27 protein-coding genes and 2 tRNA genes are annotated in these 24,107 nt (G+C 67.5%); 19 read left to right on the forward strand and 10 right to left on the reverse strand.

Features of this window, described 5'->3' with window-relative positions; genetic code table 11:
• Window positions 1-53: 53 nt before the first annotated feature.
• From ABD708_RS11985 to ABD708_RS12035, 11 genes are all read left to right on the forward strand, one after another.
• A complete protein-coding gene (locus ABD708_RS11985) occupies window positions 54-4,760 on the forward strand; it encodes a phage tail tape measure protein (protein ID WP_344754712.1) in 4,707 nt (1,568 codons plus the stop codon).
• A complete protein-coding gene (locus tag ABD708_RS11990) occupies window positions 4,753-5,544 on the forward strand; it encodes a hypothetical protein (RefSeq protein ID WP_344754714.1) in 792 nt (263 codons plus the stop codon). Before ABD708_RS11985 ends, ABD708_RS11990 begins: the two co-directional genes overlap by 8 nt.
• Window positions 5,537-7,843, forward strand: coding sequence for a hypothetical protein (locus ABD708_RS11995; protein ID WP_344754716.1), 2,307 nt, complete (start codon window positions 5,537-5,539; stop codon window positions 7,841-7,843). The genes ABD708_RS11990 and ABD708_RS11995 overlap by 8 nt, the downstream gene beginning before the upstream one ends.
• A complete protein-coding gene (locus tag ABD708_RS12000; protein ID WP_344754718.1) occupies window positions 7,843-9,816 on the forward strand; it encodes a DUF859 family phage minor structural protein in 1,974 nt (657 codons plus the stop codon). The genes ABD708_RS11995 and ABD708_RS12000 overlap by 1 nt, the downstream gene beginning before the upstream one ends.
• An 8-nt stretch (window positions 9,817-9,824) precedes the next feature.
• Window positions 9,825-10,094, forward strand: coding sequence for a hypothetical protein (locus ABD708_RS12005; protein WP_344754720.1), 270 nt, complete (start codon window positions 9,825-9,827; stop codon window positions 10,092-10,094).
• Between the two features lie 78 nt (window positions 10,095-10,172).
• The gene (locus ABD708_RS12010; RefSeq protein WP_344754722.1) at window positions 10,173-10,943 is read left to right on the forward strand and encodes a hypothetical protein; all 771 of its coding nucleotides are present in this window, start codon (window positions 10,173-10,175) and stop codon (window positions 10,941-10,943) included.
• Complete coding sequence (locus tag ABD708_RS12015; protein WP_344754724.1) at window positions 10,940-11,401, forward strand: hypothetical protein; 462 nt, start codon at window positions 10,940-10,942, stop codon at window positions 11,399-11,401. The genes ABD708_RS12010 and ABD708_RS12015 overlap by 4 nt, the downstream gene beginning before the upstream one ends.
• A gap of 4 nt (window positions 11,402-11,405) precedes the next feature.
• The gene (locus tag ABD708_RS12020) at window positions 11,406-11,846 is read left to right on the forward strand and encodes a hypothetical protein (protein ID WP_344754726.1); all 441 of its coding nucleotides are present in this window, start codon (window positions 11,406-11,408) and stop codon (window positions 11,844-11,846) included.
• A 3-nt stretch (window positions 11,847-11,849) separates the two neighbouring features.
• Window positions 11,850-12,548, forward strand: a complete 699-nt coding sequence (locus ABD708_RS12025; protein ID WP_344754728.1) for a hypothetical protein — start codon at window positions 11,850-11,852, stop codon at window positions 12,546-12,548.
• Complete coding sequence (locus ABD708_RS12030; protein ID WP_344754730.1) at window positions 12,548-12,769, forward strand: hypothetical protein; 222 nt, start codon at window positions 12,548-12,550, stop codon at window positions 12,767-12,769. Before ABD708_RS12025 ends, ABD708_RS12030 begins: the two co-directional genes overlap by 1 nt.
• On the forward strand, window positions 12,736-13,488 hold the full coding sequence (locus tag ABD708_RS12035) for a polysaccharide deacetylase family protein (protein ID WP_344754732.1): 753 nt from the start codon (window positions 12,736-12,738) through the stop codon (window positions 13,486-13,488). The genes ABD708_RS12030 and ABD708_RS12035 overlap by 34 nt, the downstream gene beginning before the upstream one ends.
• A 20-nt stretch (window positions 13,489-13,508) precedes the next feature.
• On the opposite strand, the gene ABD708_RS12040 is transcribed toward ABD708_RS12035, so the two are convergent.
• Window positions 13,509-13,739 (reverse strand): hypothetical protein, encoded by a 231-nt coding sequence (locus ABD708_RS12040; RefSeq protein WP_344754734.1) that lies wholly within the window; start codon window positions 13,737-13,739, stop codon window positions 13,509-13,511.
• Between the two features lie 335 nt (window positions 13,740-14,074).
• Here ABD708_RS12040 and ABD708_RS12045 point away from each other — a divergent pair, with 335 nt between their 5' ends.
• From ABD708_RS12045 to ABD708_RS12055, 3 genes are all read left to right on the forward strand, one after another.
• On the forward strand, window positions 14,075-14,800 hold the full coding sequence (locus ABD708_RS12045; RefSeq protein ID WP_344754736.1) for a hypothetical protein: 726 nt from the start codon (window positions 14,075-14,077) through the stop codon (window positions 14,798-14,800).
• 55 nt (window positions 14,801-14,855) lie between these two features.
• Window positions 14,856-14,926, forward strand: a tRNA-Gln gene (locus ABD708_RS12050).
• Between the two features lie 67 nt (window positions 14,927-14,993).
• Complete coding sequence (locus ABD708_RS12055; protein ID WP_344754738.1) at window positions 14,994-15,266, forward strand: hypothetical protein; 273 nt, start codon at window positions 14,994-14,996, stop codon at window positions 15,264-15,266.
• Window positions 15,267-15,355: 89 nt separating this feature from the next.
• Here the strand turns inward: ABD708_RS12055 and ABD708_RS12060 are convergent, their stop codons facing one another.
• The 3 genes from ABD708_RS12060 to ABD708_RS12070 are packed head-to-tail and all read right to left on the reverse strand — an operon-like array spanning window position 15,356 to window position 16,635.
• Window positions 15,356-15,679, reverse strand: a complete 324-nt coding sequence (locus tag ABD708_RS12060; RefSeq protein WP_344754740.1) for a hypothetical protein — start codon at window positions 15,677-15,679, stop codon at window positions 15,356-15,358.
• On the reverse strand, window positions 15,676-16,314 hold the full coding sequence (locus tag ABD708_RS12065) for an SOS response-associated peptidase family protein (RefSeq protein ID WP_344754742.1): 639 nt from the start codon (window positions 16,312-16,314) through the stop codon (window positions 15,676-15,678). Before ABD708_RS12065 ends, ABD708_RS12060 begins: the two co-directional genes overlap by 4 nt.
• Window positions 16,315-16,323: 9 nt before the next feature.
• Window positions 16,324-16,635 carry a hypothetical protein gene (locus ABD708_RS12070; RefSeq protein ID WP_344754744.1) on the reverse strand — a complete coding sequence of 104 codons (312 nt, stop codon included), beginning with the start codon at window positions 16,633-16,635 and terminating at the stop codon, window positions 16,324-16,326.
• Window positions 16,636-16,674: 39 nt separating this feature from the next.
• Between ABD708_RS12070 and ABD708_RS12075 the strand changes: the two genes are divergently transcribed.
• Window positions 16,675-16,938, forward strand: coding sequence for a hypothetical protein (locus ABD708_RS12075; RefSeq protein WP_344754746.1), 264 nt, complete (start codon window positions 16,675-16,677; stop codon window positions 16,936-16,938).
• On the opposite strand, the gene ABD708_RS12080 is transcribed toward ABD708_RS12075, so the two are convergent.
• The 4 genes from ABD708_RS12080 to ABD708_RS12095 all read right to left on the reverse strand — a co-directional run bounded on the left by ABD708_RS12080 (window position 16,929) and on the right by ABD708_RS12095 (window position 18,304).
• Complete coding sequence (locus ABD708_RS12080; RefSeq protein ID WP_344754748.1) at window positions 16,929-17,096, reverse strand: hypothetical protein; 168 nt, start codon at window positions 17,094-17,096, stop codon at window positions 16,929-16,931. The two genes, ABD708_RS12075 and ABD708_RS12080, sit on opposite strands and share 10 nt — an antisense overlap.
• A 4-nt stretch (window positions 17,097-17,100) precedes the next feature.
• The gene (locus tag ABD708_RS12085; protein WP_344754750.1) at window positions 17,101-17,328 is read right to left on the reverse strand and encodes a hypothetical protein; all 228 of its coding nucleotides are present in this window, start codon (window positions 17,326-17,328) and stop codon (window positions 17,101-17,103) included.
• 196 nt (window positions 17,329-17,524) lie between these two features.
• Window positions 17,525-17,596, reverse strand: a tRNA-Arg gene (locus ABD708_RS12090).
• Window positions 17,597-17,635: 39 nt separating this feature from the next.
• On the reverse strand, window positions 17,636-18,304 hold the full coding sequence (locus tag ABD708_RS12095) for a FadR/GntR family transcriptional regulator (RefSeq protein ID WP_344754752.1): 669 nt from the start codon (window positions 18,302-18,304) through the stop codon (window positions 17,636-17,638).
• Between the two features lie 184 nt (window positions 18,305-18,488).
• On the opposite strand from ABD708_RS12095, the gene ABD708_RS12100 reads away from it, so the two are divergent.
• Window positions 18,489-20,264: a 2-isopropylmalate synthase gene (locus tag ABD708_RS12100; RefSeq protein WP_344754754.1), complete on the forward strand. Its 1,776-nt coding sequence runs from the start codon at window positions 18,489-18,491 to the stop codon at window positions 20,262-20,264.
• A gap of 51 nt (window positions 20,265-20,315) precedes the next feature.
• Here the strand turns inward: ABD708_RS12100 and ABD708_RS12105 are convergent, their stop codons facing one another.
• Together ABD708_RS12105 and ABD708_RS12110 are read right to left on the reverse strand one after the other, a co-directional pair.
• Entirely contained in the window at window positions 20,316-21,341 is a 1,026-nt protein-coding gene (locus ABD708_RS12105) for an SDR family oxidoreductase (RefSeq protein WP_344754755.1), read from the reverse strand.
• A 17-nt stretch (window positions 21,342-21,358) separates the two neighbouring features.
• Window positions 21,359-22,405: an aldo/keto reductase gene (locus tag ABD708_RS12110; protein WP_344754757.1), complete on the reverse strand. Its 1,047-nt coding sequence runs from the start codon at window positions 22,403-22,405 to the stop codon at window positions 21,359-21,361.
• Window positions 22,406-22,508: 103 nt separating this feature from the next.
• Between ABD708_RS12110 and ABD708_RS12115 the strand changes: the two genes are divergently transcribed.
• The 3 genes from ABD708_RS12115 to ABD708_RS12125 are packed head-to-tail and all read left to right on the forward strand — an operon-like array spanning window position 22,509 to window position 24,106.
• Window positions 22,509-23,093 carry a TetR/AcrR family transcriptional regulator gene (locus tag ABD708_RS12115; protein ID WP_344754759.1) on the forward strand — a complete coding sequence of 195 codons (585 nt, stop codon included), beginning with the start codon at window positions 22,509-22,511 and terminating at the stop codon, window positions 23,091-23,093.
• Window positions 23,094-23,136: 43 nt separating this feature from the next.
• Entirely contained in the window at window positions 23,137-23,664 is a 528-nt protein-coding gene (locus ABD708_RS12120; RefSeq protein WP_344754761.1) for a pyridoxamine 5'-phosphate oxidase family protein, read from the forward strand.
• A 31-nt stretch (window positions 23,665-23,695) separates the two neighbouring features.
• The gene (locus ABD708_RS12125) at window positions 23,696-24,106 is read left to right on the forward strand and encodes a VOC family protein (RefSeq protein ID WP_344754763.1); all 411 of its coding nucleotides are present in this window, start codon (window positions 23,696-23,698) and stop codon (window positions 24,104-24,106) included.
• Window position 24,107: the final 1 nt, after the last annotated feature.

Consider the following 24,107-nt stretch of genomic DNA (forward strand, 5'->3'; position numbering starts at 1 on the left):
GTAGTTAACCGCCTGCTCCGAAGCCGAACAAGACCCATTCAAAGGGGGGCCACGTGAGCTTCAACGCCGGCGACCTGGTCGCAACGATCCGCGTCGACGGGATGAACGCGTTCCAGTCGAACATGCGCTCGGCGCAGTCGACGGCGACTGCCACGCAGAAGGTGTTCCGGAGCGCGACGGATGCAGGCGGCAAGGCGCTGACTGCGCTGAGCGTCACCGCGATCGCCACTGCTACCGCCGCGGCGCGCGCGTACTCCGACTGGGCGTCCACGATGGCGCAGGTTCAGTCCCTGTCGCGCGCGAACGCGACGGACATGAAGAAGCTATCCGACCAGACGATGCAGTTCGCTGGTCAGTTCGGCATCACCGCGTCTCAGGCTGCTGAGGCGGAGCTCGAGCTCGTCAAGGGTGGCGTCTCGGTCACCGACATGGTGAACGGCGGCCTGAAGGGCGCGCTCACGCTCGCCGCCGCGGGTCAGCTCAACGTCGGTGACGCGACGTCAATCGCGGTGTCCGCGATGACCCAGTTCGGGCTCAAGGGCCAGGACGTCTCTCACATCGCTGACTTGCTCGCAGCGGGCGCCGACAAGGCGCTCGGTTCGGTGCAGGACCTCGGTGAGGGCCTCAAGTACGTGGGTCCTGTCGCATCCGGCCTCGGTATCTCGCTCGAACAGACCGTGGGCACGCTCGCCGAGCTTGCACAGAACGGCATCATCGGTGAGCAGGCAGGCACCAGCCTGCGCGGCATGCTGTCCTCGCTGACTAGTCCGTCGAAGCTCGCCGCGGACACGATGCATGACCTGGGCATCAAGGTCTACGACGCTCAGGGCAAGTTCATCGGCCTCAACGGTGTCGCCCAGCAGCTTCAGGACAAGACGAAGAAGCTCACCGAGGCGCAGAAGAACCAGGCACTCGGGCAGATCTTCGGCAATCAGCAGATCACCGCCGCGCAGGTGCTCCTCAAGGGTGGCGCCGCCGCGGTCGACCAGTGGACGACGGCGGTCGATGAGCAGGGCTTCGCTGCCGAGCAGGCCGCGGGCAAGCTCGACTCCCTCTCCGGCGATGTGCAGAAGTTCAGCGCGTCGCTGAAGAACGACCTCGTTCAGGCAGGCTCCGTCACTTCCCCGCTGCTGCGCCAACTCGTGCAGTCGGGCACCGAGCTTCTGAACACGCTCGGCAACGTCGAGTCGAAGGGTGTCGCGCCGGTCGCATCGATCCTCGCGACGCGCCTCAACCCAGCGTTCGCTACGTTCACCGACCTCCTCGACAAAGCCGACGTGGTCATCAGCACGTGGGACTCGTCACAGCTCGAGGAGTTCTTCGACAAGGCCGGCCAGTACGCGCCGGAGCTTTCCGCGCTCGGTGGTGCGGCAGTCGCCATGACCACCGGCTTCGCGAAGAGCATCCCGGTGCTCGGCGCGCTCGTGCCCGCCGTGAACCCCGCGCTCGCGGCGATCATCGCGCTGGCAGCAGCCTCCCCCGAGGTGCGCGCGTCCGTCGGCGACCTCGGAGGCGCGCTGAAGCCCCTGATCCCCATCGGTGAGCAGCTCGCGCAGATCCTCGCGACCAGCCTGAACTCCGCGCTCCCGATCACCGCGAACCTCATCGAAGGCGTTGTCGACGTAGCGACACCCTTGGTGCGGATCCTCGCGAGCATCCCGGCGCCCGTGCTTCTCGGCGTCGGCGCCTTCCTTGCCCTGCGCCGGGCGCTCTCCCCGCTGTCCGCGGACGGCGCTGTCGTCTCGCGAGTGATCTCGAACGTCGGCGATTCGATCAGTGCCACACGTGGCATCGTCGCCGAAAGCGGCGGCGCAATCTCGACGTTCCGCGTCGGTCTCGGTCTTGCCGGGACCGCAGCAGTCGGCCTCGGGAACTCGCTGAAGGCAGCGTTCCTCTCGAACCCGATTGGCCTCGCGCTGACGGCGATCTCGATTGGAGTGGGCCTAGTCGCCTCCGCGCTCGCGAAGGGCCAGCAGGAAGCCGCGGACTACAACAACACGGTCGCAGAGTTGAAGGGCACGCTCGACTCGAGCTCGGGTGCGATCACCGACCAGACGCGCGCCACGATCGCGAACTCGCTGGCGACCGACAAGGGTGCGAAGTCGGGAAAGACGTACACGGACCTGCTGCAGAAGCAGGGCATCGCGGCGAACTCCTTCACCGAGGCCATCACCGGTAGCAGCACCGCCTACGGCGTCATGCAGGACCAGCTCCTGAAGAGTGCGAACGCGCACCTGCAGAACACCGACGCCATGAACAAGGCCACCACCGCGGCCGTTGTGCTCGGCGTCAGCACCGACACGGTGGTGGACGCGGCGATCGGCAACGCTGCAGCGCAGAAGCAGCTCAATGCCGCCTACAAGAGGGTGGGTGACACGACCGGTGTGACCGCTCAGATCCTGGAGAGCGCGCGCAACGCGATCCGTGACCAGGTGCCCGACGTCGTCGACCTGACGACCGAGCTGAACAACCAGCGCAAGGCCACACAGGACGCGATCAAGCAGGAGAAGGCGTTCGCAGACGCCGTCTCCGCCGCCGCGGACAAGATGACCGACGCGGAGCGGTCGAACTCGCGCCTCAACGACGCGATCGCGATCGCACGCGACACGTCGAAGGACGCGACGACCCGGCTGAACGCGTTGAAGGACGCCATCGACGAGCTGTCCGGCGGCTCGCAGAGCGCCGCCGAGCGGCAGGCAGATTTGGCTCAGTCGAGCCTGAACTTGAAGGATGCGTTCAACGCGACCGACGATTCCGGCCACAAGCTGATCAACACGCTCGTGGATCAGAACGGCAAGATCGACCTGTCCACGCAGGCGGGCATCAACCTCTCGAATCAGGTGTCCGACCTGCGGGACAAGATGCTCTCCGCCATGCAGGCGGCGTCCGACAACGCGGTCGCCACCGGGCACGCGAGTGACGCGTACAAGGATGCTGTGGCCGCCGCCGCGCCGTACTCCGCGGCGCTCGCGGAGGCTGGCAAGCAGGCGGGCCTGAGCGACACGCAGATCGCCAACATGACGGCGACGATGCTCGGCATCCCCGCCGTGCAGGCGTACCTCATCACCAATAACGGCTCGGTCGACGCGAACACCCAGCAGGTCCTGTCCCTGATCCAGAACATCGAGTCCACCCCGGACGGCCACTTCACTGTGAGCGAATCCTCGATCGACCCGATCAAGGACAAGCTCTCCGACCTCGGCATCAAGATCACCACACTCCCTGGCGGGAAGGTCGAGCTGTCGATCCCGAACCTGGGCACGATTCAGGGTCAGCTCGCGGCCCTCAGCGCCCCAGTCACGAAGAAGATCACCGTGGAAGCGGTCACCGGAAGTGGTGGCGGCGGAGGTGGCGGTGTCGCGAACCTGCGCCAGGCGAACGGCGGCGTTCTGGCGTTCTTCGCCGGAGGCGGCTTCGCTCGCACGCGCCCGCTCGAGCAGCATGTGGCGCAGATCGCTCCGGCTGGGGCGTGGCGTGTGTGGGCTGAGCCTGAGACCGGCGGCGAGGCGTACATTCCGCTGTCGCCGGCGAAGCGGGAACGGTCGACCGCGATCTGGCGTGAGACCGGCAAACGGCTGGGCGTGGAGGGGGCGCAGTACTTCGCGAACGGCGGCGTATCCGACTCGCTGATGTGGCAGTTCCTCTCCGGGGACACGTCGGCGGCGTCGCTGATCAGTGCCCTGCAGCAGGCGTCCACGGACGACCTGTTCATCAAGCAGGCGCAGAAGGATCTCGCGGCTGAGGCGCAGCGCGACACCAAGGCGCTCGCGTCGCTGAACAAGTCGCTCGACTCCGCGCAGACCGCGCTCGACAAGGCCTCGAATGCCGCGTCGAAGGCAGGCGACAACCTGCAGAGCCTGAAAGACTCTGCGGCGCAGCTCAAGTCGTCTGTCGCCTCGAGCCTGACCAGCGGGATCGGCAACGGCCTCGCCGGGTCGATCAACATCGGCGGCTGGGGCGCGACGGTCGTCAGCAGTGCGAAGAGCATCCTCGGGTACCTGACGGGCAACGCGTCGAAGCTGAAGACCTTCGCGACCCTGCTGGGGCAGTTGAAGGCGAAGGGCGTCCCCGCGTCGCTCATCGAGCAGATCGCGGATCTCGGAGCCGACGACGGGACGGCTGTCGCTCAGGCGCTGCTGTCAGCGTCCGCGGCCGACCTCGCGTCGATCGGCAGCGCGTACAACTCGGTGCAGTCGTATGCGAACCAGGCCGGGCAGGTCGTGTCGGACTCGGTCTATGCGCAGCAGATCACGATCGCGCAGAAGACGTACGACCAGGCTGTCGCCGCTCAGACGGCAGCGCAGAAGCGCGTCGACTCGATCAACCAGTCGATCACGAACCTCGGCACGACGATCCGACAGGTCCTCACCCGCTACTACGGCGTGAAGGCCGAAGACGGCGCGCTCGTGCACCGGTTCGCTGACGGCGGGGTTCCGCGTGTTCCGCAGATCGCTCAAGGCGGCCGGAACATCCTCTGGGCCGAACCCGAGACCGGGTGGGAGGCCTACATCTCCGGCAAGCCAGGGATGCGGCCGCGGAACCTCGCGATCCTCGACGAGGCCGCACGGCGTCTCGGCGTCAAGGTGGTGAACCCATCGACCACGCGGGCGCTCGCTGGCGGCGGCACCGCCGGGGTGTCGGACATCGGCGCCGACCGTCAGGTCAATGTCGAGCTGCAGTTCATCAACCCCGTGGTGCGCGACCTGATGGCCGACACCCGGCAGGCGGCACAGATCGTGAGGACGAACCTGAATGTATAGCGTCAGCGGAATCCCTCTCGACAATCCGCAGTTCGGGTGGGCGCTGCTCGCACCGACGAAGCCGATCGCGGAGCTCAGCCGGTCGCTCGTCACCATCGCGACGGCCGGGATGGACGGCGTACTGCCCGACATCCCGGCCTCCGTGGATGCCCCGGTTCTGAGCTTGGTGGTGCGCACGCCGCACGACCAGTTGGCGGCGCTCCTTGCGCTGCTGATACGGCCCGGGTCGACGCTCGCGCAGACGTCCGACCCGAGCCGCCAGCTCGCCTTTGAGTTCGCGAGCTACTCGTTCGACGGGTACGGCGACGCCGACGAGCTCATCGACGTCACCGCGCAGGTGCGGGTTCCCGGCGTGTATCTGCGGGACACGGTCGACACGGCGACGGCACCGGTCTCGCTGACCAGCGGCTCCGGGGTGCTTACGCCGTGGAGCGGGCTGAGCGCGCCGGTGTTCGACGGGACGCTCACCTTCGTCGGCCCGCTGACCTCCGTACGCGTCACCGACGGCACCACCCGCACCGGGTTCACATGGGCTGGGGCGTTGGATTCCGCGCACCAGCTCGTCTACGACATGAAAACCATGTCGGCGACCACCGCCCCCGTCGCGAACCCGACGAGCACCACGGATGTCAGCGGAGGCCTCGACTTCTTCGGCGACCAGTTCTGCATCACGCCGTATTTCACCGACCCGACGGCCCGCGCCGGCCGCGTCGAGGTGACCGCAGCCGGGGCGGGGGCGACAACCACCGCGAAGGCCACCGGGAAGGGGGCGTACGTTGCCTAACTCCTTCATGGTGCGGCTTCGCCAGCACGACACCGCGACCCTCGCCCGCGGCCGTGTCGTCCCCTCCACGGGACTCACCGTCGACCAGAAGCTGTCAGATGCGACGGTCGTCACCGCGAACGTCAGCCCGCTGATCTTCGCCGGGCTCACCCTGCCGATGGTGTGCGCCGTCGAGTGGAGCACGGGCGCGGAGTGGGGAATGGCGCCCGGCGGGCGGCACATCGTCACCGACTCGGACTACGACGACACCGACAAGGGCCGCGTCTACCAGCTGCAGTTCCAGCAGTACGTCCCGTGGATGCTCGACCACGCCCGTGTGCTCGCCGGCGACAACACGACCGCAGGGCAGCGCACCCTCTCCGGAACACCTGGTGCGATCCTCACGACGCTCATCGCCGAGGCGAAGGCGCGCGGCTGGGGCGCCAACATCGCGGTCGACTTCGACGCGACGCACACCAGCGACGGGCAGCCATGGGCGCAGACCACTGGCGGCATCCAGTTCGGTGTCGGCACGAGCGTCTGGGCCGTGCTCCAGTCGCTGATCAGCTCCGGCGTGTGCGAGATCGCCGTCGACGGCACGGACGCGACAGACACGCTGCACGTGTACAACCCCGGGCACGGCACCGACCGCACCGGGGCGGGCAGCGCACCTCTCGTGGCGCTGTCGAATCCGACCGACGCGCCCGTGAAATGGTCCCTCGGGAACGTGTACACGCGCCTGGGCGTCACCATGGACGGCGGCGCAACGTTCCTGCAGGATGTCGCCGGCGCCTACTCGGCGCTCGGCCCCCTCGAGGGCTGGCTGTCGCAGGGCGGGGTGAGCGACCAGGACACCGCGCAGACCCTCGTCGGCCAGGCGGCGTCGGACGCGAAGGCTCCCGCGCTGCAGACGAACCTCAGCGACCTCGCGAGCACGGCGAAGTACCTCCCCTGGCGGGACTACACGACCGGCGACCTCACCAAGTACCGCACCCGCGGCGGGTGGCAGTCGGGACGCGTCAGCGAATTCGCGCTCACCGTCGACGACAACGGCACCGTCAGCGTGCAGAACAGCTTCGGCCCGCCGATGCTCGACACGACGGCGAAGCTCGCGCAGATCGTGAGCTCGCAGCTCGGCGGCGTCAAGGTCGGCGGCAACGGGCGCCCGGCATCCACGGATCCCACACTGGATACGCGGGTGCCGTCGACGCCGAGCGGCCTCGACGTGAACGCGTCCGCGTATTGGGGTTCCGGCGGTCAGCCGCTCGGCCGCATCGACGCGACATGGGATGCCGTGCAGACGGCAACCGACGGGTCGGCGCTCGCGGTAGACGACTACGAGGTGTGGATCCTCGACGTCGACGCCGGGGAGACGACATACAAGCGGCAGGCTGCGACCGTCGACCCGGTTTTCTCGCTCGTCGATCTTCCGATCGGCGGCACATACCGGATCTCGGTGCTCGCGGCCACGACGTACGGCGGCCGCTCCGACCGCACGGACCCCATCGAAGTCACGATCGGGCTCCCCACGGTGACTCTCGGCGCGCCGAGCACCCCGATACTCGCCACACGGCGCGGCATCGTCCTCGCGGCCTGGGACGGCAAGGATGCGAACGGCGCGACCATGCCCGCCTACTTCTGGCGGCTTGTGGCCCAGACCACGGGGGCGCTGGCCGAGCCGATCGTGGACGCCAACGGCGATCCGGTGCTCGACGAGGACGGCAACCCGACCTACGACGACTCATCGGTGGTGTGGACGCCGGACGGCGCGCAGCTCACCGACGCCGGCGTGATCACCCTCAGCGGGTACGACGTCGGCTCGACGCTGTACGTGCGATTCATGGCCTACGACCACGCCGGCCAGCCGACCGTGTTCTCGGACGTCGCGAGCATCGTCGTCGAGGGAATCGACGCGCCCGACCTGGAAGCGAACGCCGTCACGGCGAACACGATCGCCGCCGGAGCGATCACGGTCGACAAGGTCTCATCCGACTTCGGCGCGTCCCTCGACCTGTCCTCCAACGAGTCGATCAACCTCCTCGCCGGAAGCCTCGACGGCACCCAGGCGCGCTTCGCCTTCGACGACACGGGCGCCACGATCACCGCCGACGAGGACTCGCCCTACGCCGTCCACGTCGGCGAAGCCGACCTCCCTGACGGCTCCTCGACCGAGGGCGTCCAGATCGAGGTCAACGGCGTCGTCGTCTCGTGGTGGGACGCCCAAGCCATGCACGTGTCGAACTTCGTCGGCGAGCAGGTCCAACTCGGTAACCACGTCCTCCAACGCATCGACGGGGGGACAGTTGTAAAGGCGGTCTGATGGCCCAGGCAACCGGCTCGAACGGGAACGTCCAGTTCATTCTGACGATCAACGAGATCGACACGGATCCGGCCAACAACCAGTCGACCGTCCAATGGCAGCTCACCGGCCAGGACACCGCCGGGAAGTCGTGGTCGGGCACCGCCTGCTCGGGCGACGTGAGCGTGGACGGCACGTCCCACCCGTACAGCTATTCGTGGAGCTCGCCGAACACTAGCGTCCGCATCCTCAGCGCGGGAACGCAGGTCATCAACCACAATGCCGACGGCACGAAGAGCTTCACGGCGAGCTTCAGCTTCGACGGCATCCCGAACTCGTCTATTGGCTCGGCGTCCGGTTCGACGCCGGTCTACCTGACGACGCTCCCCCGCGCCTCGTCGTGGGGGACGGTCCCGTCGTTCACGGCGGGCAGCGCATCCACGATGACCGTGAGCAAGAAGGCGTCCAGCTTCACCTCGACGATCACCTACAACTTCGGCGGCACGACCGGCACCATCGTCAGCAAGTCGAGCGCGTCCTCGATCTCGTGGACGCCGCCTGTCTCGCTCCTGTCGAAGATCCCGAACGCGACGAGCGGGACCGGAACGCTGACGTTGACGACCTTCTCCGGGTCGACTCAGATCGGCTCGGCGGTCACGCACAGCTTCACGCTGAACGCGGCGGCGTCCGCCGTCCCCTCTGTGGGCTCGTGGACTATCGACGAGAACGACTCGACTGTCACGTCGATCCTCGGGGATGCCGCAGGGGCGGCGTTCGTGCAGGGCAAGTCGAAGGTGCACGTCACTGCCACGAACCCCGCTGGCTACCAAGGCTCGACCGTGAAGACCGTGGCCGTCTACGTCGGCTCGGTCTCAACGACCGTGAACGGTGCGGACGCGACGGTCGACCTCGTTCCCACGGCCTCCGGGTCCGTGACGGTCACGGTCAAGGTGACCGACTCGCGCGGCCGGACGGCGACATCGACCCAGTCGATCACCGTCCTGCCGTACGCGGCCCCCTCGGTTGGCTCTGTCTCGGCCAAGCGGGTAAACACGGATGGCTCGCCGAACGACGAAGGGACGACGCTCTCCGCCTCCGTCTCGGGCGCGAGCGTCACGTCCCTCTCAGTGGGCGGCGTGGAGAAGAACTCGCTGACCGTCGCCGTCGACGTGGCGCCAGGCGGCTCGACAACCTTCACTCAGGTTGTCGCCCAGACGCCGAGCGGCCTCAGCTTCACCGGGGCGCTCCTGACCAGCGACTCCTACGCGACCGACTCTTCTTGGGCTGTCCGCGTGCGCGTCATTGACAAGTTCGGCACCTCGGCGGCCTCGCTGAAGGTCCCGACGTCGACGATCTTCATGCACTGGGACGGCTCGGCCGGCGTCGGTATCGGCCAGTACCGCGAGCACGGCATGTTGGACGTCGCGGGCGACATCTACTCGAGCGGCGTCAACATCGCGCCCGTCGGGGCGATCACCATGTACGCCGCGGCCTCCGCGCCGACCGGGTGGCTTTCCTGCAACGGCGCCGCCGTGAGCCGCGCCGCCTACCCGGCTCTGTTCGCGCTGATCGGCACCAGCTACGGTGCCGGCGACGGGTCGACCACATTCAACGTCCCGGCCCTCGGCGGCAAGATGCCGATGGGGCGCCTCGCTGGCACCTACGACGTCGGCGGCACGGGAGGCGAGGCGACGCACGTTCTGACCGTGGCGGAGATGCCAAGCCACACGCACACGCAGAACAGCCACAACCACTCTCAGAACTCGCACTCCCACGGCCAGGTCGTCACGAACCCCGGCAGCGGCGGCACGGCAGCGCGCAACGACTACAACTCTGACGGCGGCGGTCTGTCCTATACCCAGGGCGTCAACACAGACGCAGCGACGGCCACGAACAATGCCGCAACGGCGACCAACCAAAACACGGGCGGCGGAGCAGCGCACAACAACCTGCCGCCGTACCTCGTCGTGAACTTCATCATCAAGGCCTTCTAGGAGACCGCATGGACATTACGAAGAGCACCGCCACAACCACCCTGACGACGACCACCTACGAGGCCGACGTCGACGTGAACGGCGACGGCGCCACGACGCACCTCGTGGCCGTCGTCGACGAGGTCACCGCGACAATCGAGGCCTACGGCCAGGTCAGCGCTTACGCGCAGTTCCCGGCATCCGCGCTCCCGCTCGTGAAGCAGCTCATCGACACGATCCTCGCGGCGCCCCAGCCCAGCGATAGCGGCGGTTCAGCCGACAACACGACCACGTCCTAGACGGTCACCCAGACAGGCGTACAAGCGCCACCGATCAGCCCCGCCACGCGCGGGGCTTTCTCATGCAAGGAGGCGGCCGTGGCCGGAACCATCGACGGCATCAAGACGATGCAGATCCTGCTCGCGAAGACCACAAACAAGGTTGGGTACTGCGCAGAGACGGACTGGGAGGCCGCGAAGGCGTCAGCGCCGGGCATCGTCGGAGATCGCAGCTACCCGAACGCGTACGCAGTCTGGCAGGGCGCGCAGAAGAAGCACGCTGGCGACCGGAACCCGCCCGCAGGCGTCCCCGTCTTCCTCGGGCCCTCGCCTACACGCACGGACGCGAACAAGAACGCCGGCGACCAGGCATGGTCACTCGGCGGCGGCCTCATCCGCGCCACCGACTACCCGCGCAACGGCGTGATGGGCACGTGCACCATCGCGCAGCGCGAGGCCCAAACCCAGCGCCCCTACCTCGGCTGGACCGAGGACCTGTGCGGCGTCCCGATCTCATTCCCGAGCAGCTCGCAACCCGCGGCTGCATCACCCGCAACCCAGGAGGCCGACATGAGCTTCTCGATCGTGCCATACGCCGGCACCAACGGCGGCATCTACGTGGTGTCGCACATCACCGGCAACGCGACCCACATCCAGTCCCCGTACCACGTGACGCTCCTCCAGCGCCTCAAGGCGAACAACGGCAGCGACGCGATGCTTGCCGCCGAGATCCAGATCTGCCGCTCCTACCTCTCGGCGATCAATCCCGCCCCGAGCATCCAGGCCGGCAACGTGACCGTCGACAGCTCCAAGATCACCTCCGGCGTCATCGCTGGAGTGAAGGCCCTCTTCGGAAAGGCAGCAGCATGAGCACCACCAACACCACCCAGCAGGCCACGCAGACCGCGACAGACTTCGTCGCCTCCCTCATCCGCACCTACGTGCCGATCCTCGCCGGCCTGATCCTCTCGTGGCTTGCGACCGTGCATCTCCCGATCCGCATCGAAGGCATCCCGCAGGGGGTCATGGAGTCCGCGCTCACGGCCGTGCTCGCCGGCATCTGGTACCTGATCGTGCGGGCGCTGGAGACGAGGTGGCCGAAGCTCGGCGTCTTCCTCGGCGTCCCGAAGGCCCCGGCGTACACGCCTCCGACGATCACCGCATCCCTCGGTGCCGACGGCGTGCCGACCCTCACGGTCATCCCTCCTGTTTTCACACCCGAGCAGCTCGCGGGCCCGGCCGTCGAGGAGGCGCCCGACGCGCAGGTGACGACTCCTGGCATCGTCGAACCGGCTGAGGCAGCGCCTACCCAGACGCCCGCCGCCTGACGGCATGGATGTCCCGTTCTCCGCGGTCCCGCACTGGCTTCAGTGGGTCCTCGTTGCCGCCGCCGCCCTCGCCACCATCGGCGGGGGCGTGCGCGCGGTCCCGCCCCTCTGGCAGTTCCTGCGGCGCGTCATCAGCCTGGTGGACGCGCTCGGGGAGCTCGAGCCGTTCCTGAAGAAGAACGACCCGATCCTCGACGAGCTCAACAAACAGATCGTCAACGATCACGGTCACGTGATCCTCCGCAACCAGCTCGACCGCATCGAGGACACCTCCAAGCGCCTCGACACGGCTCTCGCCGACGCTGTCGAGCGCCTGGACCGGGTCGAGACCGGCGTCGCCGGACTCTACGACGACCAGAAAGCACTCAGTGAGCGCTTCGACGACGCAGAGAACACGTGGCGCCGCGACAACCACACCCCGGATTCAGATCATAGATCGGAGTAGCCAATGACCGCGTTTCCTCCCGAGGTGATCACATGCAACCTCGTCGTCGGGAAGTGGTTCAATCTCGCTGGTCCGGTCGGGGGGAAGGTCGCGGTTCGACCGTCACGGAACCTCGTCTGGGCGGCGACGGGCGACAGCCTGCTCGACCAGACGATCAGCGTCACCGCAGACCAATTCGGTGCGGCATCCGTATCCGTCCCAGTCGTTGACCAGCCCGGCTGGGTGGACGCCGACGACCCGAGGCAGGCCGTCACGGGCTGGTACTACGTGGTGACCGCGTATCCGAGCGGCGGCACTCCCTGGGCCAAACCCGTCTCCCCCGTCACCGGACAGGAATCCATCGATGTGGAGATGCAGCCGAATGGCAGCGCGCAACCTCCCCAGATGGTCACCCCGCCGGCCGTCACGAGCGTGAACGGCAGCACCGGCGCTGTGACCGTCGAGGGCATGACCGACGCCGGCCTCACGGCGATCGCAGCCGACCCTGACAGTGCGTTCGCGGCGCAACAGAAGGCCACGTTTGTTGCGGTCCTGCCGAACGTCGGCTCGCTGTCCTACGACGGGTCGGGGAACGTGATCGAGGACCAGGACGGCACCACATACACCTACAACGGCGACGGCACGGTGGCGACGATCACCAAGGGCGGCGTGACCCGCACGCTGACCTACAACACTGACGGAACGATTGCGAGCGTGGCGTAATGGACATCGTCTCTATCGGCCAGGCTGTCGCGCAGTCCAAGAAGGCGATGGTCGACCTCAACGGACGCCGCCTTGACTCGATCCCGATCCCGGCAACATATGAGGTGGCGCAGACGTCGCTGTTCGATCGGAAGCGCACGGCGCGGCCACAGATGAACGTGATCGCGCCGCTGGTGTCCGGGCATGCATGGACGACGCCGGCGACGACGGGGACCCGGTGACGGTGAAGTTCGGCGGCTTCGCGACCTACCCTGAGGGCGTTCCCGCGTTCCCGGAAGGTGTCGTCTCCTTCACCTTCGATGACACCTGGGCGGAGCACGCCTCGTATGCCACGCCTCTGCTAGCCCAGCACGGCTACACCGGGACACTGTTCCCGATCCTCAGCAGGCTCACCAGCGGCAACCCCGAGTACTACGACACCGACGACCTCAAGAAGATGGTCAACGCGTACGGGATGGAACTCGGAGCGCATGCCACCTCCGATGACACCCACATCTCGGTCGTGGGATGGACCACCGAGGACTACGAGACCGAACTGCGCGCCCTGCGCTCCTGGGCATACGACAACGGCTTCCCGCCGATGATGTCCTACGCCTACCCGGTCGGGCCGTTCGATGAGCCCGCGTACACGAGCGTGCGCCGCTTCTTCGGCTACGGGCGCACCAACGACACCCGGCTCATGTCGCCCACCTCCGACTACCGGTACGCGGCCTCCGCACTGGTGTGCAGCAGCACCCTCACCCTCGCGCAGGCCGAAGCGGCCGTCGACGCGGCTAAGGCGGACGGCCTGTGGGTGAACTTCATCATCCACGACCTGCCCACCACCACCCCGGCCACGCAGAACGGGTGGCTGCGCTCCAACTTCGCCAGCCTCGTGAACTACTGCGTCTCATCCGGGATCGCCGTTCGCGCAGCAGGCGACGTGATCAATGCACTCTGACGGCAGCGGTTGCGCACTGCTCAGCCCTCCTTGGTTGCGATTTCGACAAGCAACCGCTCAAGTACGTCGTAGCCGCGCTCGCCGGTATGGCCGACAACGTCTTCGGATAGCCCGGCAACGATCAACATCGCCGCTCTCGTCAGAACCTGCCGCTGGTCGGCGTCCAGTGCGGGCAAGATCGCTTCGATTGAGCGCGATAGCTCCGCGTACGCAGTGGCATCATCGCTCGCAACAGCGATCTGGATTCCCACGAGAGCCCGTGCTAGCTCATGCGGTCGATGGTCGGTCACAGTCAGATCCGTCCTTGTCCTCGCGAATGGAGGTGAGGCACATGGTCACCTCTGATGATTTTGAAGCGGAGCTCCGCGAGACGCAAAGCTTCATGCGGCAGTACTGCGCCATCGAGACCTACGCCGCTAGTCCAGACGGCCGGAACAACTGACCGCTGCTGTGCCACTCACGCAACCACTCGCCCCGCCAGGGCGGTAGCCCACATCCGTAGAAAACGGGGGATACCGCACCTATGCACCTGAATAAGATGCGTGTCGTCGCCGCGATTAGACACTCGCCGCGCGAGGGTCATGGTGTGGACCTCGCCGCTTGGATTCAGACGATAGCCGGAGTGCTCGGAATCATCTTGGCGTTCGTGGGCATCGTGATCGCGCGCCGCACCTTCATTGATCAGAGGGAGGCGCGGACGTTCGAGAGCGACCTCGCATACGCGAATGAGCTCACGGAAACGATCGAAGCAATCAAGTACCCAATGGCGCAGTCCCCGACGCGAGACTTCGCCCTCGAGGGTCAATGGAACCGAGCATGGAATCGGTACGTCCGAAGTGTGCCAAGCGCTGGTATCAGGCTCTCGGCCTATTTCTCTTCAATCGACATCCACTATGCGCAACTGCATCTCGGCAAGTGCGGACCGTATTCCGCTGAAGGTCGATCATGGCGAATCGCCAGTGTTCTCACGGACGCCCAGCAAGTCGCTCGCGATTGGGTGTTTCCCGAGCGACGCGAGCGCGTGCTGCGCGAGATTGTCTATGCCGACCGCTTCCGGCCGGATGGCATGGTCCCGATGCATCTAGACGGCGAAAATCCGCGACTCATCATCCGCGGCTGGCTGATCGATGATTTCCCGTCCGACTTCAGGCTGTGGCAGCGCCTGCGGCGGTTCGAGCAATGGGCGCGTGTCCTCTTGGACGACGTCAAGCGCGGTCGAGGAAAGCGAAGATGGCGCGAGTGGCGCCAGACGCGGATGATGCACAAGAGCGAGATGCGGTTCCTTCGAGAATCCCAACGCGATCGCGTCTGATGTGTTGAAACACGCCCGGCCTAGCTCTGACTGGCCGTCGAAGGGGCCTTACCATTCCCGATTCGTCCAATGGCAGGACGGCACGCTCTGGACGTGCTGATCGTGGTTCGAGTCCACGGTCGGGAGCTGTCTCGCACGCGGGCTCGAATCCGGTGCGCAGGGCATCCCTGATGAATCAACCTAAGGAGTAGCCATGGCCGTACAGGCCCGCTTCTATGTCCGCGCTGTCGAGAAGTACGCATACCCGAACGGCGGATGGGCAGAGCCCAAGCCTGTCGTGAAGGTCCAGCTCAGCCCCGTCTCGGGCAACAAGAGCGACGCCAACAAGGCGTGGGCATCGGCAACGCCGTCTGGTGCCGTCGAGCTCACCGTCGGCAATCCCGACGCCGCCGAGTGGTTCGAGCAGATGCTCGGCAAGGACGTGGCGATCACGTTCGACGAGCGTCCGGCAGACGAGCTCCAGTAGCAGCACCTGGGCCGGTATGAATCCCGGCATGTTTTCACGCGAAAGCCCCTCCTGACCTTGGTCGGGAGGGGCTTTTCGTCGTGTCCGGGCTAGTTCTCGTCGATGAGCGTGTACGGGATGTTGGAGCGCAGCGGCTCGACGGGTGTGCTGACGACGGCGTCGATGAACGGTTCGAGGTCGTGCTCGCCGGCGGCTTCGTAGAGTGCGTCCATGACGCCGGATGCGAGCGTCTCGGCGGCGGGTGCGGCGAGCTCGTCCAGGGTGGTGTTGTCGAAGTGCTTCAGCAGTGTGGTGAAGATCGCGAGCTGCCGTCTGCCGTCGGTCTCCTGGTCCCATGCGCGCCCGTCGAGGTCGATGCTCATCGCGACCCAGTCGTTGCAGGCGGCGCGGATCTCGTTCTCGCGGTTGGTCACGCGGGTTTGCCTTCCAGGTGCACGGGCTCGATCTCGGCTTGCAGGCCGGCGGCGGCGTCGCGGATCTTGGCGACGATGGTCTTCGAGGTGCTGTGCAGCCAGTCCTGTGCGTGCTCGGGTGGGACGAGCATGACGGTGCGCTTGTGGATCCGGGCGAGCTGCTCGGGCGGGTCTTGGGTGATGATCGAGTAGCAGTCGTATTTCTCGCCGGTGGCGAGGACGCCTTTCTGGAGGGTCGCGGCCAGAAGGAGCAGGTCCTCGCCGTGCTGGTAGCGCCACCATTGCTTCCGGTCGGAGTCCTGCAGCTCGTAGAAGTACGAGACGGGCACGAGGGCGCGCCGCTCGTACCCGTTCTTCAGGAACCGTTCGGCGCGGGAGTTCGCCCCGCCGAGGGGCCAGGGTGCCGGCTTGCCGTCCTTGAGCTGGCCGAACCAGCCGTCGACGACGCCGTCCTTGGTGATGATCGGGTAGGTGCGCTTCTGCGCCGGCGTCGACGGCCACATGCTCGTCGGCTTCTCCAGGCCCGCGGTCGCCTTCTTCACCCACGCCTCGTAGAGCGTGTCGAGCGCGCGTTCGGCTGCGCGTTGCTTCGCTTCGGAGAAGAACCGTGGGTCCAGGCCGTGACTGACGCACATGAGGGCACCCTAGCTCTGTCCGCTGATGCTGCGGAGCTGCCGGTTTGTGAGGTGCCGACGGTACCTCTGCGGCGCGACGCTGAACTCGGCCACGACGCGGAACCGTTCGTCTCGATCCGCCGTGACCTCCAGCCGCACGCGCTCACCATCCAGCATCCCGGTCGCCTCGAAGAACACCACCGACGACCGTCCGATCCGCACCTGGCGGACCCAGCCGACGATCCGCCCGCCGACCATGACCTCCCACTCGGGCAGATCGAGGCGCCGCTTCGGCCACATCAGCCGAGTGGTGTAGTCGGGTGTTGCTGCGTCGTCGGCCATGTGCCTATCATCGAACCTCCGTTCGAAGAAAGGCAAGCCATGAGCCTCCATGGGATCGAAACCGCGACAGTCTGGCTGGCATCCGGGATCCCGGCCCGGCTCGTGTGGCGCGGCCGCCGCTGGCACGTCACCGACACCCCCACACCGCTCACGGAGGACGTCTACGACGAGCGCCTCACCCACGGGGCCGTACCTCAGCAGGTCGGGTGGAGGTTCCAGGCCACCGACGACGACGGGCGCACGCATGTCGTCGACGCCAGGCAGGCCGCCGGGGACTGGTCCGTGGTCGCGGTTTACGACTGACCGGCGAGCTCCTCAGGGGTCCAGTCGCGGCCGCAGCCCGGGCAACGCAGGAACACGCCGATCGCCGGCCCGTCGACGTCGACGAGCTGCTCGAGACAGTCCGGGCACCGCGGCGTCGCGTCGTCGAGGTCGCCCCCGAGCAGAATCACCGGGCCCATGCCCTCACTCCCCGATGATCGAGTACAGCAGCGACCAGCCCTCAGGCACCTGACCTGAGAGCTGCGCCCTGGCTTCGTTATAGCTCGGCGCCTCAACTGAGATCTCACGCGTCACGCGGCTGTGCGCCCTCGCCTCCAGGGTGACCGGTTGACCGCCCTTCCAGTCGATCGCGCGCACGCTCGCAAGCTCGAACCCCTCGGGGATGCGCGCCTCGAGCGCGGTGCGGGCCACGGAAGCATCGCTGTGGGTCTCGCGGTCAGTCCACTTTTCGGTCGATCGGAGAGTGGCACGCAGGATCACTCCCCAAGACTATCGGCGCAGCCGCGCGCGCAGATGTGGGCAAAATGTGGGCAGGTACCGCTAGTGATGGAGAGTGAAAGCCTCGGCTCGCCAATGTTTTCTAGGCAAATCGCCCCATTCGCAAAAGTGCCCCTGGAGGGACTCGAACCCCCAACCCTTTCCTTAGGACGGAACTGCTCTTCCATTGAGCTACAGAGGCGGGCGTCTCAATCGTAGCCGGTAGCGCGCGCCGAACAGCTCAGCGCAGATTGTGCTTCATCTCGTGGAAATGGGTGCGGCTGAGCCCGGCCGCGGCGGCAGGGTCGGAGTCGGCGATCGCCCGAAGAAGCCGCTCGTGGGTTTCGTGATCGGCGGTGCCGCCGTAGGCGCCGCCGATGCGCAGCATCTCGATCATGGCCTGCCTGCTGCGGGGTGTGAACCCGTCGAACAGCTCGGTCAGGATCGGGTTGTGGGCCGCGAGGACGATGCACCGGTGGAATGCGGTATCGGCATCCACATGCTCCTCGATCGTCGCGGTCCTCGCCCGACGGTCCGCGAGCGCCTTTCGTAGAGACCTCAGTTCCGCGGGCGTGCGGCGTTGTGCGGCGAGCGCCGCCGCCTCGGTCTCGATCGCGCTGCGCGCCTCGATGACCGAGAGGATGTCCGCACGATCCAGCACCCGATCCCAATCCTCACGGGCGTCGAGTGCAGTCACGAACACCCCGGCGCCCTGCCTGGTCGCCAGCACGCCCCTGCCGGCGAGCTGCCGGATCGCCTCGCGAACCGTTGACCGCCCGACGCCGAGCTGCGGAGCGAGAGACATCTCGCCGGGCAGCTTCTCGCCCAGCGCCCACTCGCCCGCGCGGATGCGCGCGAGGAGGAGCTCGGCGGCCTGATCGGCGAGCGGCTCGCGGCGGACCTGGGACATACAGGCATCCTCTCATCTCCCACACTCCTCTACTTGTCTGAGAAGTTGTGTTAGCCTCGCTTCGTGCCCATCACCGGACTCCTTCTTCTTCGCCGCCACGGCGGGGCCTAGCCAGACCGGCTCCCCGACGTGGAGCCGAAACGCGCCGGTCGATCACCCCGACGATCGAAGCAGGAACCAGAACATGAGCAGCACCGCCTTCCCGACCATCTCCACGCCCGCCGGCCCGATTCCCGCCGGCGCTCCGGCGTGGAATCCCCAGCGGCACTCCCAGATGCCCTCGCACCGCTATCGCGATGTGTATTCGCGTGTCGAGGTGCCGCTGACGGAGCGCAAGTGGCCGGGCAACCGCCTCACCACCGCGCCCTTGTGGGTCCCCGTCGACCTCCGGGATGGCAACCAGGCCCTCGCCGAGCCGATGGACCCGGCTCGCAAGAGGCGCTTCTTCGAGCTGATGGTCGCGATGGGCTACAAGGAGATCGAGGTCGGCTACCCCTCGGCTTCGCAGACCGACTACGACTTCGTGCGACTCATCGCCGAGAGCGACATCGCCCCGGAAGACGTCACGATCGTCGTCTTCACGCCGGCCCGCCGCGAGCTCATCGAGCGCACGGTGCAGTCCCTCCGCGGCATCCGCAACCCGGTCGTCATCCACATGTACACGGCCACCGCACCCACCTGGCGCGACGTCGTGCTCGGCCATGATCGCGCGGCGCTGACCGAGCTGATCCTCTCCGGCGGCCGCGACGTGCTCGAATTCGCCGGGCACCTGCCGAACGTGCGCTTCGAGTTCTCGCCCGAGGTGTTCAACCTCACCGAGCCCGACTACGCGCTCGAGGTCTGCGACGCGATGACAGGACTGTGGGATGCCACACCCGAGCGCCCCGTCATCCTGAACCTCCCCGCGACCGTCGAGATCGCGACACCCAACGTGTACGCCGACCAGATCGAGTACATGCACACCAATCTCGGCCGCCGCGACGCGGTGATCCTGTCCGTCCACCCGCACAACGACCGCGGCACCGGCATCGCCTGCGCCGAGCTCGCCGTGCTTGCCGGCGCCCAGCGCGTCGAGGGCTGCATCTTCGGCAACGGCGAGCGCACCGGCAACGTCGACCTCGCCACCCTCGCCCTCAACCTGCACGCGCAGGGCATCGATCCGATGATCGACTTCTCCGACATCGACGAGATCCGCCGCACGGTCGAGCACGCCAACCGCATCGAGATCCATCCCCGGCATCCGTATGTCGGCGATCTCGTCCACACCGCCTTCAGCGGCACACATCAGGATGCGATCAAGAAGGGATTCGCCGAGCACCGCGCACGCGCCTCCGCCGAGGGAAGGCCCGAGCGCGAGATCGAGTGGCGCGTGCCCTACCTGCCCATCGACCCCGCCGATCTCGGGCGCAGCTACGACGCGGTGATCCGCGTCAACTCGCAATCGGGCAAAGGCGGTATCGCCTATCTGCTCGAGAGCGAGTACGGCGTCGAGTTGCCGAGGAGACTGCAGATCGACTTCGCCCGACACGTGCAGGAGCACACGGATGCCAGCGGCGCCGAGGTCACGGCGGCAGAGGTCTGGCATCTCTTCCAAGCCGCCTATTTCGAAGCGCCCGCCACGGCGCGTGCTGTCGAGCTGCTCGGCTTCGACACCAGCGGAACGTCCACCGCAGTGACCCTGCGCATGGGCGAGGCCGAGCGCACGAGTCGGCATGACGGCGTCGGCCCGATCGAGGCGCTGACGGAGGCGCTCGACTCATTCGGCATCCGGATCGAAGTGCTCAGCCTGCACCAGTCCAGCCTCGACGCCGGCAACGACGGCGACGCACTCACCTTCATCGAATACCGCCGCGACGGCGCTGCCGCCTGGGCCGCGGCCAGGGACCGTTCGGTCCTGACCGCGAGTCTGGCCGCCGTCCTCGCCGCCGCGAACGCGACCCTCGTCGTGCCGCTGCCGTGAGTCACGGGCGTCGTCGTCTCGCACGTGCGGTCGCCGCGGCGCCGACCGTCGTCACGCCGAGGCGAGCCCGTGGGCGAGCAGGCCGTCGGCGGTCTCGGCGACGGTGACCTCGATGGGCCGCGGCTTCCACCCCAGCTCACGCTCGGCCTTCGCGCCCGTGGCGTAGAAGTTCTTGCCGAGCTGCGGGCGCAGGGCGCGCAGCCCCGGGTTGAAGCGGCTGAGCAGGCGGGCGACGGGAAGCGGCAGTTCCCGGGTCGGGGCTTTGGCAGCACGCTCGCCGAGTTGCCGGCGCAGGATGCGCGAGACCTCGACGATGCGCAGCCCACGGCCGGCGGCGGCGAGCCAGCGGCCGCCGGCTGCGGCCGGGTCGGTCATGGCGCGCACGTGCAGGTCGGCGACGTCGCGCACGTCGACCCAGCTGGTGCCGAAGGGCGGGCAGGCCGGCAGCTGGCCCTCGAGCATGCCGCGGATGATGCGCAGCGAGGGCGGGTCGTCGGGGCCGAGCACGGGGCCGATGACGGCGGCCGGATGCACGGCGGCGAGCTCCATCCCTTTGCCCTCTTCTTCGAGGAACGTCCAGGCCGCCTTCTCGGCGAGCGTCTTGGAACGCTGGTAGGGGGCGAGCTCGGCGTCGAGGTTCGTCCAGTCCTCCTCAGTGAAGGGCGCGGACTGGTTCGGATGGCCGTAGGCGATGGCGCCGAGGGCGCTGGTCAGCACGACGCGGCGCACGCCGGCGTCGCGGGCGGCGCGCAGCACCCGCAGCACGCCCTCGCGGGCGGCGTCGATCATCGCCTGCTCGCTCACGACCTCGTTGCGCAGGGTCGGGGAGGCGACGTGGAGGACGTAGTCGACGCCCGCCACGGCATCCGCCCACCCCTCATCGCTTTCAAGGTCGGCGCGCACGACGGTGAGCCGCGCGTCGTCGAACCGGACGCCCGCGTGGATGGTCTGGCGCAGCTGCGACTCGCGGGCGAGGTTGCGCACGGTGGTGCGGACGTCGTGGCCGGCGTCGAGCAGGGCGACGATGCACCAGCTGGCGATGAAGCCGGTGCCGCCAGTGACGAGTACTCGAGACATGTGATTCCCTTCTTCCCTTACAGCGCCATGCCGGGCACGCGGCGGCGGATGGCTTCCATCTCGGCCTCGTCCGAGACGCCCTGCCAGTCGTAGCGCGGGGTGTACGGCGCTTCGAGCGCACGCACCTCGTCGTCGGCGAGCTCGATGTCGAGCGAGGCGACGGCCTCGTCGATCTGCTGCGTCGAGCCCGCGCCGACGAGCGGCGCCGTCACGACGGGCTGGCGGCGCAGCCAGGCGAGCGCGATCTGGGCGCGACTCACGCCGTGCGCGGCGGCGACGCTCCCGACGGCGTCGGTGATGGCGCGGTTGGATGCCTCCTCTGACGGCGCGTACAGCAGGTCGGCATACGCCCCATCGGTCTCGGCCCGCGTCGTCGACTTCGCGTCGTCCCACGCGCGGGCGAGGCGGCCGCGCGCCAGCGGCGACCAGATGATCGTGCCGACGCCGTTATCGAGGGCGAGCGGGATCATCTCGCGCTCCTCTTCCCGGGCGAGCAGGTTGTAGTGGTCCTGCATCGAGACGAACTTCGCCCAGCCGTTGAGCTCCTGCAGCTTGAGCGCCTTCGCGAACTCCCATGCGTGCATCGATGAGGCGCCGAGGTAGCGCACCTTGCCCGCCTTCACGAGATCGTGCAGCGCCTCGAGCGTCTCCTCCCACGGAGTGGAGTGGTCGTTGCGGTGGATCTGGTACAGGTCGATGTAGTCGGTGCCGAGCCGCTCGAGCGAGTGGTCGACCTCCTGCATGATCGCCTTCCGCGAGAGGCCGCGGCCGTTCGGGCCGAGTCGCATCGGGTGGCGCAGCTTGGTCGCGATCACGACGTTGTCGCGGTCGGCGAAGTCGCGCAGCGCGCGGCCGAGGATCTCCTCGCTGGAACCGTTCGAGTACATGTTCGCGGTGTCGAAGAAGTTGATGCCGGCCTCGAGCGCGTGCTTGATGAGCGGGCGGGCCTCGTCCTCGCCCTTTGACCACACGGGGTGGCCGTGGTCGGGCTCGCCGTAGCTCATCGCGCCGATGGCGATGGGCGAGACATCGAGGCCAGTGGTGCCGAGCTTCACATAGTGCATGACGGATGCTTCCTGCTAAAGTCAACTTGCGGAGGATGCTCCGCAGTTCGGAATCAAATTATCGGAGGATCCTCCGCATGTCAACACGAGGCAAGATCGACCCATGAGCAGCGAGACCGAGACGGGCTACGGCACACAGCGGAAGGCGGCGGCGAAGAATCGCGTCGCGATCATCGACGCCGCGCACGAGCTCTTCGCGCAGAATCCGCTCGTCCCGCTCAGCGATGTCGCCAAGAAGGCGGGCGTCGGCATCGGAACGCTGTACCGCCACTTCCCCACTCGCGACGACCTGATCCTCGCCGCATACCAGCACGACATCGACCGGTTGAGCTCGACCGCAGAAGATGCGCTGGCCCGCAACAGCTCGGCCAAGGCCGCCTTCGTCGACTGGTTCGAGATGCTCGCCGGCTACATCCGCATCAAGCACGGCCTGGGGGACGCCCTGCACTCGGCCGCGGCCCAGCAGGTCGTCGACGAATCCTGGGGTCCCACCAGCGCGGCCGTCGCGAAGCTGCTCGACGCCTGCGTGGCCGAGGGCAGCATCGCGCCGGGCCACGAGCCGGCCGACATCATCACGCTGATGAGCTTCCTGTGGCGCGTCGCGAACAACGATGAGGGCATCGCCCAGGGCCGCCGCCTGATCGCGACCGTCTTCAACGGCCTGACCTCCGAGCCGCAGCCGCTGTAGCACTGCCCGGGGCGATGTCGGTGGCCCGTGGTTCGCTTGTCACATGTGGGAAACCCCCGACGAGGTCGCCGCCCTCCAGTCCTTGCTCGACCGCAGCATCGCGGCGGCCGGCCCGCACCTGCGCGAGATCTTCACGCTCGATGTGCTGCTGCCGGCCGCCGAGATCGTGAGACGGATGCCGGGAATGCAGCTCCTCACCGTCGCCACCGTCTCCCGCGACGGGCGCCCGATCACCGGCGCCGTCGACGGCTACCTGCTGCACGGCGAGCTCTGGTTCTCGTCCGGCGCCCGGGCCGTGCGCACGACCCACCTCCGCCGCAACCCGGCGGTCAGCGCGACGTGGCTTCCCGATGAGTCGACCCAGCTGATCGTGCACGGCGACGTCGAGATCCTGCCGTTCGGCGACGCGCGCGTGGCAGAGCTGCGCCAGGCGATGATCAACCACTACGTGCCGATCGAGGGGCCCGAGTGGGCGCGGTTCATGGACGAGCTCCAAGATGACGGCGCCGTCGCCTTCCGCATCGCCGCACAGAAGGCGTTCGCATACTTCCGAGAGCCCAGCAGCCGTTGACGCGCCCCTGCCCGCCTGCCTAGATGGACCCATGACCATTCGACACGTTCAGGTCGTCTCTGTCCCGGTCTCCGACCAGGACCGCGCGAAGGAGTTCTACACCGAGGTGCTCGGCTTCGCGCTCCTCGCCGACCGACAGTTCTCACCGGACATGCGCTGGGTGATGGTCGCACCGCCCGGCGGCCAGACCGCGCTCACCCTCGTCACCTGGTTCCCGTCGATGCTGCCGGGGTCGCTGCAGGGCACGGTGCTCGAAACCGACGACCTCGAGGGCGACGTCGCGGCGCTGAGCTCGAAGGGCGTCGCCGTGAGCGAGCTTCACGAGGCGCCGTGGGGGCGGTTCGTCACGCTCTCGGACCCCGACGGCAACGGCATCGTGCTACAGGCATCCGTCGCGGGTGCGCCCGACGCGGCCGTGTCGGAATGGTCAGGTCACGCCTGAG

The organism is Gryllotalpicola koreensis (genome assembly GCF_039538185.1).
GTDB lineage: Bacteria > Actinomycetota > Actinomycetes > Actinomycetales > Microbacteriaceae > Gryllotalpicola > Gryllotalpicola koreensis.

Coding starts and splice junctions, on each gene's coding strand:
- ABD708_RS11990 (WP_344754714.1), top strand. CDS start 4,753: ATGTATAGCGTCAGCGGAATCCCTCTCGACAATCCGCAGTTCGGGTGG.
- ABD708_RS12000 (WP_344754718.1), top strand. CDS start 7,843: ATGGCCCAGGCAACCGGCTCGAACGGGAACGTCCAGTTCATTCTGACG.
- ABD708_RS12005 (WP_344754720.1), top strand. CDS start 9,825: ATGGACATTACGAAGAGCACCGCCACAACCACCCTGACGACGACCACC.
- ABD708_RS12015 (WP_344754724.1), top strand. CDS start 10,940: ATGAGCACCACCAACACCACCCAGCAGGCCACGCAGACCGCGACAGAC.
- ABD708_RS12020 (WP_344754726.1), top strand. CDS start 11,406: ATGGATGTCCCGTTCTCCGCGGTCCCGCACTGGCTTCAGTGGGTCCTC.
- ABD708_RS12025 (WP_344754728.1), top strand. CDS start 11,850: ATGACCGCGTTTCCTCCCGAGGTGATCACATGCAACCTCGTCGTCGGG.
- ABD708_RS12030 (WP_344754730.1), top strand. CDS start 12,548: ATGGACATCGTCTCTATCGGCCAGGCTGTCGCGCAGTCCAAGAAGGCG.
- ABD708_RS12035 (WP_344754732.1), top strand. CDS start 12,736: ATGGACGACGCCGGCGACGACGGGGACCCGGTGACGGTGAAGTTCGGC.
- ABD708_RS12055 (WP_344754738.1), top strand. CDS start 14,994: ATGGCCGTACAGGCCCGCTTCTATGTCCGCGCTGTCGAGAAGTACGCA.
- ABD708_RS12065 (WP_344754742.1), bottom strand. CDS start 16,314: ATGTGCGTCAGTCACGGCCTGGACCCACGGTTCTTCTCCGAAGCGAAG.
- ABD708_RS12070 (WP_344754744.1), bottom strand. CDS start 16,635: ATGGCCGACGACGCAGCAACACCCGACTACACCACTCGGCTGATGTGG.
- ABD708_RS12075 (WP_344754746.1), top strand. CDS start 16,675: ATGAGCCTCCATGGGATCGAAACCGCGACAGTCTGGCTGGCATCCGGG.
- ABD708_RS12080 (WP_344754748.1), bottom strand. CDS start 17,096: ATGGGCCCGGTGATTCTGCTCGGGGGCGACCTCGACGACGCGACGCCG.
- ABD708_RS12095 (WP_344754752.1), bottom strand. CDS start 18,304: ATGTCCCAGGTCCGCCGCGAGCCGCTCGCCGATCAGGCCGCCGAGCTC.
- ABD708_RS12100 (WP_344754754.1), top strand. CDS start 18,489: ATGAGCAGCACCGCCTTCCCGACCATCTCCACGCCCGCCGGCCCGATT.
- ABD708_RS12105 (WP_344754755.1), bottom strand. CDS start 21,341: ATGTCTCGAGTACTCGTCACTGGCGGCACCGGCTTCATCGCCAGCTGG.
- ABD708_RS12110 (WP_344754757.1), bottom strand. CDS start 22,405: ATGCACTATGTGAAGCTCGGCACCACTGGCCTCGATGTCTCGCCCATC.
- ABD708_RS12115 (WP_344754759.1), top strand. CDS start 22,509: ATGAGCAGCGAGACCGAGACGGGCTACGGCACACAGCGGAAGGCGGCG.
- ABD708_RS12120 (WP_344754761.1), top strand. CDS start 23,137: ATGTGGGAAACCCCCGACGAGGTCGCCGCCCTCCAGTCCTTGCTCGAC.
- ABD708_RS12125 (WP_344754763.1), top strand. CDS start 23,696: ATGACCATTCGACACGTTCAGGTCGTCTCTGTCCCGGTCTCCGACCAG.